Source organism: Candidatus Endomicrobiellum trichonymphae, assembly GCF_002355835.1.
In the GTDB taxonomy this organism is placed as follows: domain Bacteria; phylum Elusimicrobiota; class Endomicrobiia; order Endomicrobiales; family Endomicrobiaceae; genus Endomicrobiellum; species Endomicrobiellum trichonymphae.
The window spans coordinates 1,009,610-1,026,324 of the sequence record NZ_AP017459.1 but is presented as its reverse complement, the minus strand read 5'-3'; the positions used below and the strand labels follow the sequence as shown (position 1 = coordinate 1,026,324).

Here is a 16,715-nt window from a genome sequence, read left to right as displayed (position 1 = left end):
TTGAACTTTATATAAAACCGATGCCGGGCTAAATATTCCAGTTGGAATGAGAAGGGGAATGCCCGTTATTTTAATTTTTAAAATTTATCCTTTCTGCAAGTTCAATCTTGAGAATTTTTTGTATAAAGACGGTAAAATGAAGTTTTTAAGAAATATTTTTGCATTTTTATTGATCCCGGCAGTCGGCGGTACTGGATATATATTTATTAAAAGTTTTCTGTATTTTACGGTTTTAAACGTAGATCGGTATATTCCGTTTTGGATAGGAATTTTATGTTATATTGTATTTCAAGTTATCCTTTACAAACCGATGAAAACTTATATGTTTGGCCATGAACTTTCTCATGCGATAGCCGGAATTTTAAGCGGTGCAAAGATTAAAAAATTTGATGTCGGGAAAGAATCCGGAAGCATAGCTTTAACTAAAGATAATATTTGGATAACGCTTGCTCCGTATTTTTTTCCGATATATACTTTCGCAGTAATAATAATTTATATTTTTCTGGGCTGGTTTATCAACATAAAACAGTTTTACGGGTATTTCCTTTTTCTTGCAGGTTTTTCAATAGCTTTTCACGTTGCCCTTACGATATATATCCTTTCTATAGAACAATCCGACCTGAAGATTTATGGAACATTTTTTTCTTATGTTATAATTTTTATGGTAAATATCGCAGTATTTGTTTTACTTGCGGCTTTGGTTTTTCCAGACGATATAGATGTAAAAGATATTTTCTTGCGGATTTTTGATAATATAGCAGACATCTATAAATTTATTGGGGTATTGGAAATATGGTCGACGAGCTGAGGGACGAGATAAAGAGAAAAGGGTTTCATTTGCTTTCTCTTATATATGTGTTTGGATATTGGTATCTCCCCAAAACTGCGGTTATCTGCGGTCTTGTCATTGCGATTGTCATTGTTGTTTTATTTGAGTATTTGAGATTTAAAATTCTCAGACTTAATAATTTCTTTAAAAATAATTTTAAAGGTTTTTACAGACCTGAAGAATCTGATAAAATCAGCGGTTTAACCGGTACATTATCCGGAGCTTTGCTCGCTATTCTGATGTTTCCGAACAGATATATGGTGTTTGCAAGTTTTCTTTACTTTGCGTTCGGCGATTCTGTTGCGGCTTTTGCGGGTAAAATTCTCGGCAGACATAAAACTTTTGCGGGAAAAACTATGGAAGGCAGTTTGGCATGTTTTGCGGTTTGTTTTATAGCGGGACTTTTTATCTTTAACTGGCAGTTTGCGCTGGCAGGGGCTTTTATAGCGGTGATAGTTGAAGCGATACCATGGAAAATAAGTGACAATTTTTGGATGCAGATAATTGATGCGGGAGTTTTGACGCTGTTGTCATATATAACGTCTCCTGTGAATTATATCAGATAAGTTTTTGGGGAGATTTTGTCTGCTTTACATGTAGGAAATTCGAAGCGCCGTGAAATATTTGTAAAATGAAAAAATTGCTGTTTTAGTACTTCTTTTTTTTGCAAGTGTATGTTTTGCACAGGTGAAAACATTTTATTCAAACGGATCTGAATATATCGGTAAAGTTGCTTTAACTTTTGACGACAGTCCCAGTAAATCGACTGAAAAAAAATTGGAAATACTGGGAGAGAAAAATAATGTTAAAGCCTCATTTTTTATGCTCGGCATAAACGTGTGGAAAAATCCTGCCAGCGCAAAGGCGGTTGTTGAAGCGGGTCATGAAATTGCAAACCACACTTACAGACATATAAATTTCTACACTTACAAAGATAAAGATAAAACAGGTAAGATAGAAAAAGAACTTTTGCACAGCGGGAATATAATAATAAAAGAAGTGACCGGCGTTGAACCGTTTTTAGTCCGTTTTCCGTACGGTTATTCAAAACCTGATGCTGAAAAAGTATAATTGTTGCATAATAGGCTGTGATTGGAAAAAAATAACAGCTGGAGAAATTTATGATAAATATAAAAAAGCCATAAAAAACAGTGCAATATTTTTAATGCACGATTTATATGAAAATGAAAAAGTATTGTCGTTTTTAAGCGATTTTATAGACGATATTAAACAGATGGGTTACGAAATAGTTTCTGTGAGCGAACTTTTAAATTTAGAGCGAGACAGATTGCATAGTATAATATCGCGTGTACCTGTATTTTACTGAACTATAATATTTATCGTTTTAATATTGGTTAAAGCTATTCTGTCATTTTTGTGTAAAACGATTTAGATGGTCAGTTTCATAATATATTTGACGGCAAGAATGATAATCGCACCTACAAACAGCATAATGGGTGCAAATCTGTTTTTGCATTTATGAGTTTCTGGAATTAAATCTGAAGCGGAAAGAAAGATAAAAGAGCCTGCTGTTAAACCGAGCAGAGCGCCGAGAACGGACGTAGGTATATCTTTAAACAAAAATATTCCTGAAATTGTGCATACCGGGGTAAAACATGCTGTGAGAAGCGAAAAATTAAAAATTTTCTTTTTGGAAACACCGTTGTGCAGTAGAATTCCTGAAATTGTTATTCCGTCGGGCAGTTTGTGCAGCAGAATTGCAATGGTTGTGAGTGTTCCTATGTTGTCGTTTACTTCAAACCCTACAGCAATTATAAGTCCGTCAATCATAGAATGCAGAGACAGTCCTACAATCGACGTTATGCCCGTATGCTTTGAGCATTCTTCGTCGTGGCACGGATGAAATAAAACAACAAACTGTAGAAAAAACATGATTAGAAATCCCAGCAGAACGTAAATCATTGTTTCGGCGTTCAGTTCCAGCCCTTCCGGTATCAAATGAGTAAATGCAAGTGCGAGCATTACACCTGCCGCAAAATTTATTATTAGAAAAGAATTTTTTTCAGACCATTTATGAAACATCAGTACTATAAGAGTGCCCAGCATTGCCGTGCTTGCGACTATAAGTGAATAAATAATTTCCATTTTTTCTCCAATTTGTTTTCATCTTTTTTATAATATTGAATTGCAGTTTTTGCGAATTACAGACAGAAGAGTCTCATTTATTTTTTAATATTTTAAGAGAATTTTTAATTAAAAGTGCTGAGTTTATCGTAATTAAAACGGCAAAGAATATGCTTAAATAAGAGTCTAAAAGAACTGTTTTTTTTAGGACAGGAACTGAAAATCCTGTTATAATCAAAAGGGACATCAGAGCTGTAAAAATGAATTGCCCGTAAATGAAGAAACAGATGACAAGTCCAGCAAATACTATGGATGTAGTTATTTCTGCAAGCGATATATTTATAATTTTGGGCAGTGTTATCGCATTAAGAGTTCTGCTTATCATAATCAAAGCCAAAATAAAAAGAACCGATGCGTTTAAAATAACTGAAATAAACTGTGCTTTTCTAAACCCCTCATCTGTACCGTTTAAGTTTGCAAGTTTTAGAAGCAGCGAAAAAGCATCTAAAATGATTAGTCCCGCATAAGCGAACAAAGCGAAACTTTTAGAATAAAAAGCACCTGCTGTTTGCAAGAATATCAGAAAAAGACTAATACTTAAAATGACAAGCGGCTTTACAGATTCTTTCATTTTCTAAGCGGCATAGCAGATTTTATTTTGTTTCATCAAATATAGAGTTGTTTTCCTCAGTAAATTTTATAATGTTTTTCATTATTTCTACAACTTTATCAGGATACTTTCCTATGGCTGTTTCTGCTGAGAGCATAACGTAATCGGTTCCGTCTATGATGGCGTTTGCGACATCGCTTACTTCAGCTCTTGTTGGTATAGGGTTTTTAATCATGCTTTCAAGCATTTGAGTTGCAGTTATTACAAATCTTTTGTACTCTGTACATTTCTTTATTATGTATTTCTGTGTTGCAGGAACTGTCCATAGAGGTATTGAAATTCCCATATCGCCTCTTGCAACCATTACGCCGTCGCAGGCTTCAAAAATCTGTATAAGATTGTCGATTCCTGCTTTGTCTTCAATTTTTGCGATAAGTTTGCAAGTAGTATTTTTTCCCGATTTTAAAATGTCTGCCAGCGGTTTCATGTCTGCAGCGTTTCTAACAAAAGAGTTTGCAACAAAACTCACATTATGCTTTACCGCAAAAAGCATATCTTCATGGTCTTTTTCTTCAATCAGCGGGAATTTAAGATCAGCCTGTGGAATATTTACGCCTTTATGCGTTTTTAAAACGTAATCCATTTGGACTTCTGTAACAAGCTCATCTTTTTTTGAAGATAAAACTTTAAAAGTGAGGTTGCCGTCATCTATAAAAATAGTAAATCCTTTTTTAATATCGGTTAGAGAATTGCGGTAGTCTATAGAAATCTCTTTATTATTTCCGACAATTTTTTTGTTTGTAAGAATAAGTTTTTGTTTCTTTTTTAATTCTGCTTTGCCGCCTTTAATTTTCCCGATTCTTATTCTGTGACCTTCAAGATCAGCAAGAATTTTTACATTCTTTTTATATTTCTTGTTTAAAAGCTTTATTAAAGAAAGATCTTCTTCGTGTTCATCGCATGTCCCGTGCGAAAAATTAAGCCTGACTACCGTCATGCCACTGTCGGACATTTTTTTTAAAACCTGAAGGGAACGTGTTGACGGTCCCATTGTACAAATAATTCCTGTCTTAGTCACTTTACCGCTCCTTTGATATTTTACTTTTGTCAGTTTAGCAGTGGCAAATGCTCCAAAACTTCTTTGAATCTCCAGTGTATCTAAAAACTTTTCAGAGGTTTGCAGTTCTTATCAGCGTCGATGATCTCCAGATTTTGTTGCCGAATGTAATCCATATGGAATATAAATAAATCTTGCCGTAATAATTTTTCCGTTTTGCTTTCTTTTGGAATTGGAAAAATAATTTCTAAATCTTAGACCGCTGGAGATATTCTATTCTGTTATTTCAAAAATATGAATATGAATAGGAGGAATAGACAAATCTGACTGTATGTTATACCACTGTCCCAGCAAGTACTCTTTGTCTGAAAAAATTGAACAATTTCCTAAAACATATTTTTTGCAGTTTTATTTAGTGATAGTTCATTTTTTTTGCTGTCAAAAGTCTGGAAACTTACAAGAATTGTTGAGTTGAAAACAGTAAAAATCATTTTCTTTTATAATTCAACACATAACAATAACAACAATAAATGGGAAATAATATAAATATATAATTCACAATTATTATAATAAATTATAATATTAAAGTCAATTTTTAATGGTCAGTCGCTGTCATCTTGATGTAATTGTCGCACAAGCAGAGGTTATTTCATCAGTATTATTACGTTGTCCGGTCGGGAGTATTACGTAGCAAAACTATTCTTTAAGGTTAAATGTAGCTGAGACTAGGAAGAGGCCAATACCGGTGTTGCATAAAATGTCTGGTGTGAGGAGGGACTTTAAGGTTTTCGTTAATTATTCGGCGAGAAAAGTTTTGTTGTTTTATTTTTCTGTTAACATTTTGGTGACCGGCTAAAAGCGTTAAGAATACGGGTATTTTTAAATCTTTTGTAGTGACGCTGCTTTTTTTGCCAGAAAGTCAGCTTTATCATTTTTGGGATTGCCGGTATGGCTTTTTATATACCGCCATTCAATTTTTATTTTCGTTTTAATAATAAAATCCACATATTCTCTTGAGACATCATTGCCTGCTTTCCATTTGCCTGTTGCGAATTTTTCTATTCCCTGATAATCGTAATTAATTCTTATTTTTTTTACGTCGTTGGTCTGGCACCATTTTATTGTTTCAATGACGGATTTCAATTCGCCGCCGAATTGTCTAAACTGCGTATCTGCGACAGTGCCTGAAATTTCAGCTTTGATCTCATCTCCCAGATAAATGATTGCCCCGTAACCGATGACGCCTGAAATATATGAGCCGTCGACAAAGGCTTCGTAAGTGCCGGTTTGGGCAGTATAAGTTTCGAAACGATTTATTTTATTCCATGCTGAATCAATAATTATATCAAGTTTGGAATTATTTAATTGTTTTTTCAGAGAATAGGTGTTTTTTGTGGGTTTGTAATAAATTGAAAGATTTCCACCGGATATGCTACCGGCGTAAAGCTTGACAAGATAATCTCTGAAAGAATTATCGTCAAAAGAAATTTTTATTTTTTGTTTTTCAAGCGCACTTTGCAGTTCTAAGGCTTTACTTTTAAGTTCATTTTTATACAGCGTCATTTTTATCTCCGTTTTTTAAAAGGTCTTCAGGTATTTCTTTTTTTGTCGGAGAACCGAGATCTTTTAATCTCTGCGCTTTTGCTATAAGACTGTTGCCTTTTTTATCAGATGCCGAAAGTCTTTTTATGGCTTCCTGCGTTTTGCTTTTTGCTTCTGATATTTTTTTGTCAGCTTCTCTTAGAACTTCAACAAATGTTACAAAATTATCGTAAAGACTGCCGCCCTGTTTTGCTATCTCGATCACGTTTTTCTTCTGGTTTTCCTGCCGCCATATATATTGTATGGTTTTTAACGTAGCCAAAAGCGTTGACGGTGTAACGATCGCTATATTTTTTTTAAACGCATATTCGATAAGATCCGGTTTGTCGTCGAGCGCAATGGAAATCGCTCCGTCTAAGGGTACAAACATCAAGGCATATTCCGGCTGGTTGAGTCCGGGCAGACTGATATAATCTTTTGTAGCAAGTTCGTCGATATGTCTTTTTACACTTGAGGAATGCTCTTTTAAAGAATTTTTTTTATCGTCTTCATTTTGCGTATTATAATATTTTTCGTAAGCGACGAGCGAAGTTTTTGCGTCTATTACGATATGTTTCCCGTCTGGCAATTTTACTATATAATCGGGAATTTTCTTTCCGTCGTCAGCTTTGAATTGTTTCTGCGATTCGTAATGTACATCTTTTGTCATTCCCGCATGTTCAAAAATTCTCTCAAGGCACATTTCTCCCCATGTTCCCTGAAGTTTATTGTCTCCTTTCAAAGCGTTGGCAAGGTTTTTTGCTTCTGCGCTTACACTGTTGTTGATACTTATCAATTTTTCCAGTTCTTTTTGAAGTCCGGACATTTTCTCAGCTTCGTAAGTCTGAAGATTGTCGATCTTATTTCTGAATTCGTCGATTTTTTCTTTAAACGGAAACACAATGTTTTCCAGAGAAATTCTGTTTAAATCCGTAATTTTTGCGTTTTTTTCTTCTAATACTTTTAACGCGATATTTTCAAATTCGGTTTTTAGATTGCTGCTGAGCTGCGTCTGGTTTTCAATATTTTTTGATGCGATATTTTCAAATTCGATTTTTAAATTGTTACTGAATTGCGTCTGATTTTCAATATTTTCCTTTAGATTGTTTATTTTCTGCTCTTTTGCGGCATTGTCTTTTGACAAGTTTTCAATATTTTTCGTTAAATCATTTATTTTCTGCTCTTTTGCAGCATTATCTCGCATTTGGTTTTCAATATTTTCCATTAAATCGTGTATTTTCTGCTCTTTTGCAGCATTATCTTTTGACAAAGATATATTTGCGTTTTTTTCTTCTGATACTTTTGATGCAATGTTTTCAAATTCGATTTTTAAATTGTTACTGAGCTGCGTCTGGTTTTCAATATTTTCCTTTAGATTGTTTATTTTCTGCTCTTTTGCGGCATTGTCTTTCGACAAGGGTATATATTTAAATGCAAATAAACATATACCCGCTGCAATTCCGGATAGAAACAAAAAAATTGAAATTGTTGTATTCATAAATTTCCTTTTCGGAGTAATAGCAATAAGCAAAACGTAAAAATGCAAAAACGTGTCTGTAATATTTTTGCACTTTAACGTCTGCATCCCGGGCAGATTTCTTTGTAACTGCAGTATTTACATAAAAATTTATTGTTGTTCAAAGGGAACTCTTTTTTATCTTTAGGTATGTTTTTTTCTATGTCAGTAAGGTATCCGTACATATCTTGCGTTTCGGTTGCTACGGTTTTTGCGAATTCTGTAAGCGAACAGTCGTTAATTTCAACGCTCTTTTCGTCGTACTGCGGGTAAAGATAAACTATTATCGGCAGAATATCGCCAATTTTTTTACCAAAGTGGTAATTTGCCCAAAGCGCATATCCCGTAAGCTGTTTTGAATGTTTTTTTTGGTTGGGTTTGCCTGTCTTCCAGTCCATAATGTATATTTTGTCAGCGACCGGAAATAAAAAATCTACTTTACAAAAAGCTTTAAGGTCGTTTATTCTGGTTTCCCCGAAACCTTCGGGTTCTATAATCCATTCGGAACTTTTAGAAAAGGCGTTTTTTTCAATCCATGTAAATCTTGAGCTGTTAATAAAATTCTCTAATATGTTTTTTACTTTTGCATATATTTGGGGAACTAAAATAATTTCACTGTTGTAGTGATGTTCAAAAAAAGTTTTTGAACTGCAGTAATTTTCGGTTATGTAATAAGAATATTTAAAAAATCTATCTTTATTTAAAGGTTTTGTGCTTTTTTGATATCTTTTGAACATGTCTCTTATAATATCATGTACGATATTTCCAGTTTCCAGATCTCTGGATGTCAGACTTTTTAAAAATCGTATTTTTTCAAGAGGTGTATCTTTATCAAACTTTGGGTAATAATCGTAGAAATACTGCCTTTTACAGTTTGAAAATCTGTCGTATCTTGACGCAGACCATCCTAAGATGCTGGTATAGTTAAATTTTTTTATATATTTCATTGTTTATAGGGGGGCCCCTACCGCTGAAACTACCTAACGGCTTTTTTAATATTTGTTTTTTCCATCACGACGGTTTTATTGTGACGAAAACGTCTGCACATATCATGCCAACTGTCGGCGGTTGTCAAACAAAATTAAAATGTATTTTTATAATTTATTGAAAAAATCATTAAGCATTATGTCGGACAAGATTTTGCAGCGCATTCCGGGAATTAAGTAAAAAATTAGCGTCGGTAAGAATAATTTATTCTACATTAATAGAATTTCTTAAATCAAATAAAATGTATCGATGTCACCTGCCACTAAATATCAGCAGAAAAGATGGAATAAAAAATGTATTTCGCATGGAAGTTTAACCGTAAGGTGTCAGTAGTCGGTACATATTATTTCTGATGCGCTTTAGAAGCGGTAGCGCTTTACATTCATGAACCGTAGTAAATTTTGCTTTTCTCTTTTTCAATTCGGCAATGGCGATAAGTTCTTTTGCCAAATTTTTGCTGAATATTTCTATATTGGACTCAAAATTGAGCTTAAAACTTCTTACATCCCAGTTTGCCGAACCTATAAAAACCCATTCGCTGTCAACTACGAAAATTTTGCTGTGATCTAATGGAGGCGGTGTACGATAAATTTTTACGCCGCTTTTAACTAAACGCATGAAATTGGGTTCGACAGCCCAGTCCATAAAACTATAGTCGCTTTTATCCGGAATTATTATATCGACATCGACGCCTCTCATTGTGGCCATTTCAAGCGCCGCTAAAATGTTATTTTCCGGCAGGAAATAAGGCGTTACTATAAGAATTTTTTCTGTTGCGACGTTTATTGCTCCATGCGCAATGCGTTCAATAGTCCCACTTTTGTTGTCGGGTCCGTCGGGAATTATCCTTGCGGGAATTGTGCCTGCTTCAGTATCGGACAAATCTTTAGATAATGACTGGAACTTTTTACCGGTAGCAAATTCCCAGTCATCTTCAAATACATACGACATCTGGTTAATGACGTGTCCTTTTATCTTAAAGGTAATGTCTAAAATACCGTTTTTATGGTCGTCAATTAAAACATTTTTCTTTGAAAGATTCATTCCTCCGAAAAAGGCTGTTTCTCCGTCGATTATCATAATTTTTCTGTGGTTTCTTAAATTTACAAAAGGTATTGTCACAGGAATATACGGCGGCAGAAATATGCTGTACTCGAGACCTTTGATTAGGGCAAGTTTTTTTTCTATTGAGCGGCGGAAAAGTTTTAAAGTGCCTATGCCGTCAATCAAAATTTTTACCGTGGCGCCGTTTTTAATTGCAGTTTTAAAAGCCTCCAAAAATTTATCTGTTTCGCTGTCGCAATCAAAAATATAGCTTGAGATTAAAATCTCCTTTTTTGCGGTTTGTATGGTTTTTATCATTTCGGGATAGGCTTCGATGCCGTTTTGCAGAGGCTCTATGGAGTTTCCAAAAATAAAATTTTGAGGATATACATTATATCCGAAAGTTATAAACTGCCTGTACTTTTCAGATAAATTTTTAGGGATATTTTCTGTGAGGTATTTTTTATAGACAATGCCCTTTTTTCTTAAGCGAGTGCCTTTTCTTTTTACTCTGTTAATACCTAAGAATATATACAATATAGTGCCTAGAAAAGGAGATAAGAAAACAAGTGCTATCCATCCTATTGAACTTTTGACGTCATCTTTATGTAACAATATATGAACGGTCGTTCCTACAGATAAAGCTACATAGATGCCGGGTGCAAGGAAAGTCCGTATATTGGAATTAATAAAGTTTGAAAAGGTATTTATAATCATTGTAATGGCAGCAGATACATATTTATAATATATTATCAAAGTTGGTTTATTTTAGCAAAAAAAAGTGTTTATAGTTAATGTCAATTATGCGGTTGTTGTCGTGATTTGATAATAACTGGACTTTATTGTAGAATGTGATAGATTTAATACGCACAGAGGTTGAAATGCTGAATACCGAAACAAAATTGTTTGCGATTCTGGGCTATCCGGTAAAACACTCCTTTTCGCCGCAGATGCAGAACAAATGGTTTGAAAAAGAAAATTTGAACTGCATTTATCTTGCTTTTGAACCAAAGCCTGAAAACCTTAAAAAGACAATAGAATCTCTAAAAGTTCTCGGATTCCAGGGCGTCAATATAACAATTCCGCATAAAATTGAAGTAATGAAATATGTTGACTTTATAGATAAAGCCGCAAAAAAAATAGGAAGCGTAAATACAATAGCTTTTAAAGGCGGTAAACTTTACGGATATAATACTGATCACTTGGGATTCAGTCAAGATTTGGCTGCAAAAAAAGTCAGCTTAAAAAATAAAAATGTTTTAGTAATCGGAGCTGGCGGCGGAGCGAGGGCGATAGTATATGCTCTAAAAGAAAGTAAAACAAAAAACATATACATAGCAAACAGAACACTCAAAAATGCCGAACAGCTTGCAGAAATGTTTAAAATAAAAGCTGTTGACATAAGCAAGGTTGGAGAAGTGCTTCCGGTGGCGGATCTTATTGTAAACACTTCTTCCTGCGGAATGAGAAAAACTGATGTTCTTCCTTTTAAAGCTGATAAAATCAAAAGCAGTTTAATAATATATGATTTAATTTATAATAAGGCAACGCCTTTTACAAAATTTGCAAACGATAAAGGATTGGAAGTATTTACGGGCGTAGGAATGCTTATACGGCAGGGCGCCTGCGGATTTAAAATATGGACCGGAAAATATCCTGATATAGAAATTGCTGGGCGGCTTTTAAAGGAATTTATTGGATAGGCAGAGCGATTATATCTGTCTGGTTTTTTAGAAATCTTATTGTTTCGCCGGGATTCTGACCGTTTTTTATTCATGGTGCCAGTGGAGTGTTGTTTTAGAAGAACTGGTTCTTTTGCAGAAAAAATGTCGTCTTTAAGACCGCGTCTGAATGATATTTGGGAAAAGTTAAATGAAAAACGCCGCAATAATAGCAGCAGCAGGATCCGGTAAAAGGTTTGGTAGCAGAGTTTCAAAACAATTTTTAAATCTCAGTGGCAAACCAGTGTTTTTATGGAGTGTCGAGGCGTTTGCTTCAATAAAAAGTTTTAAACAGATAATTGTAGTTGTGCCATCTGATATGGTTGAGTTTTTGTCTTTAAAATATAAAACAGGTTTTGTTTGTGCGGCGGGCGGAAATGAAAGGTTCGATTCAGTGAAAAATGGTCTTGCTCTTGTCGGGGATGATATTGATTTTATCGCTGTTCATGATGCCTCAAGACCGCTTATATCAAAAAAAGATATTTTATTGGTTTTAGAAAAAGCCGCAAAGACAAAAGTGGCTGTTGCAGTTGAGAAAGCAAAAGATACCGTTAAATTAGTATCCGCTGATGGATATATATTGAAAACTTTAGACAGAACGATTTTGAGGAATGCGCAAACGCCGCAGATTTTTAAAACAGAACTTCTTAAAAGAGCTTACTCTAGAAAAATGTCTGCCGGTACGACTGATGACTCTCAGCTTGTAGAAAATCTTAAAATTAAAGTTTCTGCTGTTGAGACAAAGTTTCTGAATTTTAAAATAACGACAAAACAGGATTTTGAATTGGCAGAAAAAATATTAAAATCTTAAGTTTTGTCTTTTATGACATTACTATTTGTCGCTGTCGTTGGTTTTTTATACCGGACATCTGTTCATTGAAAATGAAGTAGATAAGATTTAAAACAATGATTTTTCTTCTTCCTTAAAGGGGAAAAAGTCGGGTGTAAGGGTATGGAAGGTCAGTGTAGAGGCGAGGTTATTTGTACCGTTGAAAGTGATAATATGATTCCTTAATACCAATAGAAAAAATTATAGAAACGCTGTTCCTAATCAGAGTGGATTAACTCCTCTGCGGTTTGAAGCTTCAATTAGCTCTGATTTCAGATAGCGGCGAAAGGCGATGGAAAATGTATATCGGTTTTGGATATGATGCTCACAGATTAAAAAAAGGAAGAGAACTTATTTTGGGTGGGGTTAAAATATTGACTTCTGAAGGGCTTGACGGACACAGCGATGCCGACGTTCTTATACATGCTCTGATGGATGCTCTGCTTGGTGCTGCAGGATTGAACGATATAGGGTATTTTTTCCCAGATATGGATCCGAAATATAAAAATGTTTCCAGCATTTCTCTTTTGGAATCTGTTTATAAAGAGTTAAAAAAACAAAATTTCTCTGTTAATAACGTCGATATTACCGTAATAGTCGAAGCGCCAAAAATATGTCCTTTTATTGCCGATATGAAAGAAAATATTTCAAGAGTGATTGAATTGAAAAGAGAGAGAATTGGAATAAAAGCAACTACAAATGAAAAAATGGGTTTTGTCGGACGGGGAGAAGGCATAGCAGCGGTGGCAGTTGCTTCTATTAGTCAGGAGAAAAAAAGATGACGATAAAAATCCATAACACTCTTTCAAATAAAAAAGAAGAGTTTTATCCGCAGAGGAGAAATTTTGTATCTATGTATGTGTGCGGCATAACTCCTTATGATGAAGTGCATTTGGGTCATGCAAGAGTTTATGTAGTGTTTGATATTGTAAAAAGGCATCTTTTAAGAAGAGGTTATATAGTAAAACACATACAAAATTTTACGGATGTTGACGATAAAATTGTTAAAAGATCGCAGGAAAAAAATATGAAACCTTCAGAACTTGCGCAGATTTACATAGAAGATTATTTTGTCCAAGCTGGCAGATTAAACATTTTAAAAGCTGAAAAATATCCGTGTGTCACGCAAATGATTCCGGAAATAGTTAATTTTATCAAAGAGCTTGTCAATAAAGGTTTGGCCTATGAAATTGGTGGCGACATTTACTTTTCTGTTGAAAAGTTTAAAGATTATGGAAAACTGTCAAAAAGAAATCTCAAAGATTTAAGAGCTGGTGCAAGGGTGGGTGTATGTAACGGGAAAAATTCGGCATTTGATTTTGCCCTGTGGAAAAAAACGAAAGAAAATGAACCGCGTGAAGTTACATGGGAAAGCCCCTGGGGCAAGGGTCGTCCGGGCTGGCATATAGAATGTTCTGCAATGTCGTCCGAACTGCTTGGCGACACGATAGACATACACGGTGGCGGACAGGATTTAATATTTCCGCATCATGAGAACGAAATTGCTCAAAGTGAAGCTAAAACCGGCAAAAAATTTGTTAAGTATTGGATACATAACGGTTTTGTTACTATAAATAAAGAAAAAATGTCAAAATCTTTGAACAACTTTTTTACGTTAAAAGCAATTTTTGAAAAATATAATCCTCGTGTTGTGCGTTATTACCTTTTAACGCAGCACTATTCAAGTCCGTTGGATTTTTCTGACGCTGGTATTGAGTCCGCAAGAAATACTTTACAGGGAATGGACGACACCTATCTGAGACTTATTTCGTCAGTTAAAGAATCTGATGTAGAAATAACTGATAAGGATTTATCGGATTTACAGGAAAATTTTTTAAGCGCTCTTGACGATGATTTCAACTCCGAAAAAGCCCTGTCTTATCTTCACGAACTGAAAGGTCTTATATCAAAAGGGCTTCTTACTACAGGCAGAGAAAGACTTTCGCAGCTGAAAAAACTCTTTGAAGATTTTGCCGGAACATCTTTGGGTATTTTGTTGCCTGAAGAACAAAATGCGGACGAAAGTTTGCAGAATCTTTTGAAAGAGAGAAATGATGCGAGAAAAAATAAAAACTGGGCTGAATCTGACAGAGTTAGAAAACTTATAATAGATGAAAGAGGTTATAAAATATTTGATAATAAAGACGGCAGTTCTTTGCTGGTGAAAAAGGTTTGATTTGTTTTCTGCTTTTACCGCGAATCGGTAAAACAGATAAAACAATATATATCGACTGTGAATCGAATAGCCGTGTTGCTGAAGTTTTATCTTGTAGACAGTAGCAGAAAAAAGAACTTTAAATGTACAGCAAAAATAATAGTAGGTCATCGGAAAACGTTGTTTGCGGGCGTAATCCTGTTTTGGAGCTTCTTAAAGCCGCTAGACGTACGGTAAATAAAATAATGGTTTCTAGGACTGCAAGAGGAGCGGTGATTTCAGAGATTATTAATCTTGCAAAGCAAAAGGGCATAGCCTTGCATAGTGTTCCGCCGGAAAAACTCGACAAATTCTCTGAAAGTTCGCAAGGGATAGTCGCGGAAGTTTCTCCCGTGCAATATACAGAACTGTCGGATTTAATTGAAAGGTCAAAAAAATCTCTAAAACCACTGCTTGTAATCTTAGACGGCCTTGAAGATCCGCACAACTTAGGTGCAATTATAAGGAACTGCGTAGCTTTCGGTGCGGACGGAGTTATAATACCTAAATGGAGAGCTGCTGGAGTAAATGAGACCGTGTCGAAATCTTCTGCCGGAGCTGTAGAACATATTTCAATATCGAGGGTTGAAAATACAAATCAAGCTATAGGTTTATTGAAAGAAAACAGTTTTTGGATAGTTGGTGCCGAAAACGGGGGACGGATACTTGAAAAAATCGATTTGCCGTTCCCGCTTGCGGTAATAATAGGAAGCGAAGGTTTTGGTCTCCATAGTTTAACAAAGAAAAACAGCGATTTTTTAATATCAATTCCGCAGGAAAATATAATATCTTCATTAAATGCGTCATGTGCATCGGCTGTTATTTTATATGAAATAGCAAAGAAACGGAAAATAAGCTGACGGCAATCAGTCCGGATTAATAAGTCTTTCGGACTATTTTCTTTTTCATTTGTGTATGAAATGTTTATTAAGATTGCTTTTTTTGTATTTAAAAGTGTATAATGTCACGATAATTATGACTGTTTAACAGTCAGGCGATGAAATGCGATTTGGGGCGGTTATAAAGATTTGGTTGATTCTATGGTTTGGAATTTTTATAATGCTTGTCTATTTTGTCGCGGCAGTAAAAGCGGTATAATTTTTATGGGACAGGATTTTGAAAGATGAATAAAAAGACTTTTTTACCGAAACAGGATGCAATTGAAAGAAAATGGCACTTGATAGATGCCGACGGAAAAATTTTAGGAAGACTTGCAGTTAAAATATCGGAACTTTTAAGAGGGAAAAATAAAGTTTTCTATACAAATCACATAGACTGTGGTGATTTCGTAGTTGTAACAAATGCAAGTAAAATTGTTCTTACGGGGAAAAAACTCGACCAGAAAACATATTTTACCTATTCGGGATATCCCGGCGGAGCAAAGCTGACTCCTTATTCTGTTTTGATGGCTAAAAGTCCTGAAAAAGCTTTGTTTGCTGCAGTTAAGGGAATGCTTCCTAAAAATAAACTTGCGGATAGACAGATTACAAGACTTAAAGTATTTAAAGACGACAAACATACGCACACTGCACAGGTTGTGGCATCGGTAAAATAAAGAGGAGAGAGAATGAGCAACGTTTCTTATGCAAGCACGGGACGTAGGAAAAATGCGGTTGCTAGAATAAAAATTTTCGACGGTAACGGCAAAATTGTAATCAATAATAAAGATATAGATGAATATTTTGGCGGTTTGGAAAGACTTAAAAAAGTAGCTTTAAAGCCTTTTGATTTTTGGAACGGTAGAGGAAATTATAATTTTTATGTCAATGTTAAAGGTGGTGGAATAAGCGGTCAAGCTGGAGCTATAAGCCACAGCTTAGCAAGAACAATTTTAAAACTTGATGAACCGTCAAGAGCGGCATTGAAAAGAGAAGGTTTTTTATCCAGGGATTCCAGGATGGTGGAAAGAAAGAAAGCTGGAAGACCAAAAGCGAGAAAACGTTTTCAGTTCTCAAAGCGTTGAGAACTGGTTCTTTTTGCATAATTGACGTCAGTCTTAATAAATATATATGGGCTAGTCTCATTTCTGTTATGCTGAAAATCACAAGATTTGTTATAGGCAAAAGCACTTTTAATGTGTGTGTATTAATTCTTACGTCTATTATGTTAAGAGAATGAAGTTCCCGAAACATCTAGTCTTTTTTTAAATTTTTTTAGAAACAAAAGACCCAAAAGGTGACATTCCCAAAAGAAGCCGCTGAAGTTAAAATGCTTTTTTATTTAAAACTGTAAACGTAATTTTTCAATTATTGCATAAGATTA

18 protein-coding genes are annotated in these 16,715 nt (G+C 34.8%); 11 read left to right on the top strand and 7 right to left on the bottom strand.

The annotated features are described in order from the left end of the window. Window positions 1–46 precede the first annotated feature (46 nt). From RSTT_RS05225 to RSTT_RS05210, 4 genes are all read left to right on the top strand, one after another. Window positions 47–808, top strand: coding sequence for a hypothetical protein (locus RSTT_RS05225; protein WP_149030054.1), 762 nt, complete (start codon window positions 47–49; stop codon window positions 806–808). Next, the gene (locus RSTT_RS05220; protein ID WP_015423706.1) at window positions 793–1,395 is read left to right on the top strand and encodes a diacylglycerol/polyprenol kinase family protein; all 603 of its coding nucleotides are present in this window, start codon (window positions 793–795) and stop codon (window positions 1,393–1,395) included. Before RSTT_RS05225 ends, RSTT_RS05220 begins: the two co-directional genes overlap by 16 nt. Window positions 1,396–1,516: 121 nt before the next feature. Further along, a complete protein-coding gene (locus RSTT_RS05215) occupies window positions 1,517–1,900 on the top strand; it encodes a polysaccharide deacetylase family protein (protein WP_172412882.1) in 384 nt (127 codons plus the stop codon). Continuing rightward, window positions 1,884–2,156 (top strand): polysaccharide deacetylase family protein, encoded by a 273-nt coding sequence (locus tag RSTT_RS05210; RefSeq protein ID WP_096525915.1) that lies wholly within the window; start codon window positions 1,884–1,886, stop codon window positions 2,154–2,156. The genes RSTT_RS05215 and RSTT_RS05210 overlap by 17 nt, the downstream gene beginning before the upstream one ends. Window positions 2,157–2,218: 62 nt before the next feature. Here the strand turns inward: RSTT_RS05210 and RSTT_RS05205 are convergent, their stop codons facing one another. The 7 genes from RSTT_RS05205 to RSTT_RS05175 form a co-directional block, all read right to left on the bottom strand. After that, window positions 2,219–2,935 carry a ZIP family metal transporter gene (locus RSTT_RS05205; protein WP_096525914.1) on the bottom strand — a complete coding sequence of 239 codons (717 nt, stop codon included), beginning with the start codon at window positions 2,933–2,935 and terminating at the stop codon, window positions 2,219–2,221. Between the two features lie 73 nt (window positions 2,936–3,008). Then, a complete protein-coding gene (locus RSTT_RS05200) occupies window positions 3,009–3,545 on the bottom strand; it encodes a cation diffusion facilitator family transporter (protein WP_096525913.1) in 537 nt (178 codons plus the stop codon). 22 nt (window positions 3,546–3,567) lie between these two features. Continuing rightward, on the bottom strand, window positions 3,568–4,602 hold the full coding sequence (gene pyk, locus RSTT_RS05195) for a pyruvate kinase (protein ID WP_149030053.1): 1,035 nt from the start codon (window positions 4,600–4,602) through the stop codon (window positions 3,568–3,570). An 858-nt stretch (window positions 4,603–5,460) separates the two neighbouring features. Then, complete coding sequence (locus RSTT_RS05190; protein ID WP_096525911.1) at window positions 5,461–6,144, bottom strand: RNase H family protein; 684 nt, start codon at window positions 6,142–6,144, stop codon at window positions 5,461–5,463. Continuing rightward, window positions 6,131–7,660, bottom strand: coding sequence for a DNA recombination protein RmuC (locus RSTT_RS05185; protein WP_172412881.1), 1,530 nt, complete (start codon window positions 7,658–7,660; stop codon window positions 6,131–6,133). Before RSTT_RS05185 ends, RSTT_RS05190 begins: the two co-directional genes overlap by 14 nt. Before the next feature lie 74 nt (window positions 7,661–7,734). Then, window positions 7,735–8,625, bottom strand: a complete 891-nt coding sequence (locus tag RSTT_RS05180; RefSeq protein WP_096525909.1) for a PD-(D/E)XK nuclease family protein — start codon at window positions 8,623–8,625, stop codon at window positions 7,735–7,737. A gap of 352 nt (window positions 8,626–8,977) precedes the next feature. After that, a complete protein-coding gene (locus tag RSTT_RS05175; protein ID WP_231941948.1) occupies window positions 8,978–10,465 on the bottom strand; it encodes a phospholipase D-like domain-containing protein in 1,488 nt (495 codons plus the stop codon). Window positions 10,466–10,590: 125 nt separating this feature from the next. Here RSTT_RS05175 and aroE point away from each other — a divergent pair, with 125 nt between their 5' ends. From aroE to rpsI, 7 genes are all read left to right on the top strand, one after another. Further along, window positions 10,591–11,412 carry a shikimate dehydrogenase gene (gene aroE, locus RSTT_RS05170; protein WP_096525907.1) on the top strand — a complete coding sequence of 274 codons (822 nt, stop codon included), beginning with the start codon at window positions 10,591–10,593 and terminating at the stop codon, window positions 11,410–11,412. A 169-nt stretch (window positions 11,413–11,581) separates the two neighbouring features. After that, window positions 11,582–12,241, top strand: coding sequence for a 2-C-methyl-D-erythritol 4-phosphate cytidylyltransferase (ispD, locus tag RSTT_RS05165; RefSeq protein WP_096525906.1), 660 nt, complete (start codon window positions 11,582–11,584; stop codon window positions 12,239–12,241). A gap of 317 nt (window positions 12,242–12,558) precedes the next feature. Then, window positions 12,559–13,041 (top strand): 2-C-methyl-D-erythritol 2,4-cyclodiphosphate synthase, encoded by a 483-nt coding sequence (gene ispF, locus RSTT_RS05160; protein ID WP_096525905.1) that lies wholly within the window; start codon window positions 12,559–12,561, stop codon window positions 13,039–13,041. Beyond that, window positions 13,038–14,435: a cysteine--tRNA ligase gene (gene cysS, locus RSTT_RS05155; protein WP_096525904.1), complete on the top strand. Its 1,398-nt coding sequence runs from the start codon at window positions 13,038–13,040 to the stop codon at window positions 14,433–14,435. The genes ispF and cysS overlap by 4 nt, the downstream gene beginning before the upstream one ends. A 122-nt stretch (window positions 14,436–14,557) precedes the next feature. Next, window positions 14,558–15,313, top strand: coding sequence for a 23S rRNA (guanosine(2251)-2'-O)-methyltransferase RlmB (rlmB, locus tag RSTT_RS05150; protein ID WP_096525903.1), 756 nt, complete (start codon window positions 14,558–14,560; stop codon window positions 15,311–15,313). Between the two features lie 263 nt (window positions 15,314–15,576). Beyond that, the gene (gene rplM / locus RSTT_RS05145; protein ID WP_096525902.1) at window positions 15,577–16,008 is read left to right on the top strand and encodes a 50S ribosomal protein L13; all 432 of its coding nucleotides are present in this window, start codon (window positions 15,577–15,579) and stop codon (window positions 16,006–16,008) included. Window positions 16,009–16,020: 12 nt separating this feature from the next. Further along, on the top strand, window positions 16,021–16,416 hold the full coding sequence (gene rpsI, locus RSTT_RS05140) for a 30S ribosomal protein S9 (RefSeq protein WP_096525901.1): 396 nt from the start codon (window positions 16,021–16,023) through the stop codon (window positions 16,414–16,416). The last annotated feature ends 299 nt before the right edge of the window (window positions 16,417–16,715 follow it).

What these genes read in the sequence shown, in the direction of transcription:
- RSTT_RS05185 (WP_172412881.1), bottom strand. Translation starts at nt 7,660, where the DNA reads ATGAATACAACAATTTCAATTTTTTTGTTTCTATCCGGAATTGCAGCG.
- RSTT_RS05220 (WP_015423706.1), top strand. Translation starts at nt 793, where the DNA reads ATGGTCGACGAGCTGAGGGACGAGATAAAGAGAAAAGGGTTTCATTTG.
- RSTT_RS05225 (WP_149030054.1), top strand. Translation starts at nt 47, where the DNA reads ATGAGAAGGGGAATGCCCGTTATTTTAATTTTTAAAATTTATCCTTTC.
- aroE (WP_096525907.1), top strand. Translation starts at nt 10,591, where the DNA reads ATGCTGAATACCGAAACAAAATTGTTTGCGATTCTGGGCTATCCGGTA.
- ispF (WP_096525905.1), top strand. Translation starts at nt 12,559, where the DNA reads ATGTATATCGGTTTTGGATATGATGCTCACAGATTAAAAAAAGGAAGA.
- RSTT_RS05200 (WP_096525913.1), bottom strand. Translation starts at nt 3,545, where the DNA reads ATGAAAGAATCTGTAAAGCCGCTTGTCATTTTAAGTATTAGTCTTTTT.
- ispD (WP_096525906.1), top strand. Translation starts at nt 11,582, where the DNA reads ATGAAAAACGCCGCAATAATAGCAGCAGCAGGATCCGGTAAAAGGTTT.
- RSTT_RS05180 (WP_096525909.1), bottom strand. Translation starts at nt 8,625, where the DNA reads ATGAAATATATAAAAAAATTTAACTATACCAGCATCTTAGGATGGTCT.
- RSTT_RS05190 (WP_096525911.1), bottom strand. Translation starts at nt 6,144, where the DNA reads ATGACGCTGTATAAAAATGAACTTAAAAGTAAAGCCTTAGAACTGCAA.
- rlmB (WP_096525903.1), top strand. Translation starts at nt 14,558, where the DNA reads ATGTACAGCAAAAATAATAGTAGGTCATCGGAAAACGTTGTTTGCGGG.
- RSTT_RS05210 (WP_096525915.1), top strand. Translation starts at nt 1,884, where the DNA reads ATGCTGAAAAAGTATAATTGTTGCATAATAGGCTGTGATTGGAAAAAA.
- rpsI (WP_096525901.1), top strand. Translation starts at nt 16,021, where the DNA reads ATGAGCAACGTTTCTTATGCAAGCACGGGACGTAGGAAAAATGCGGTT.
- cysS (WP_096525904.1), top strand. Translation starts at nt 13,038, where the DNA reads ATGACGATAAAAATCCATAACACTCTTTCAAATAAAAAAGAAGAGTTT.
- rplM (WP_096525902.1), top strand. Translation starts at nt 15,577, where the DNA reads ATGAATAAAAAGACTTTTTTACCGAAACAGGATGCAATTGAAAGAAAA.
- RSTT_RS05205 (WP_096525914.1), bottom strand. Translation starts at nt 2,935, where the DNA reads ATGGAAATTATTTATTCACTTATAGTCGCAAGCACGGCAATGCTGGGC.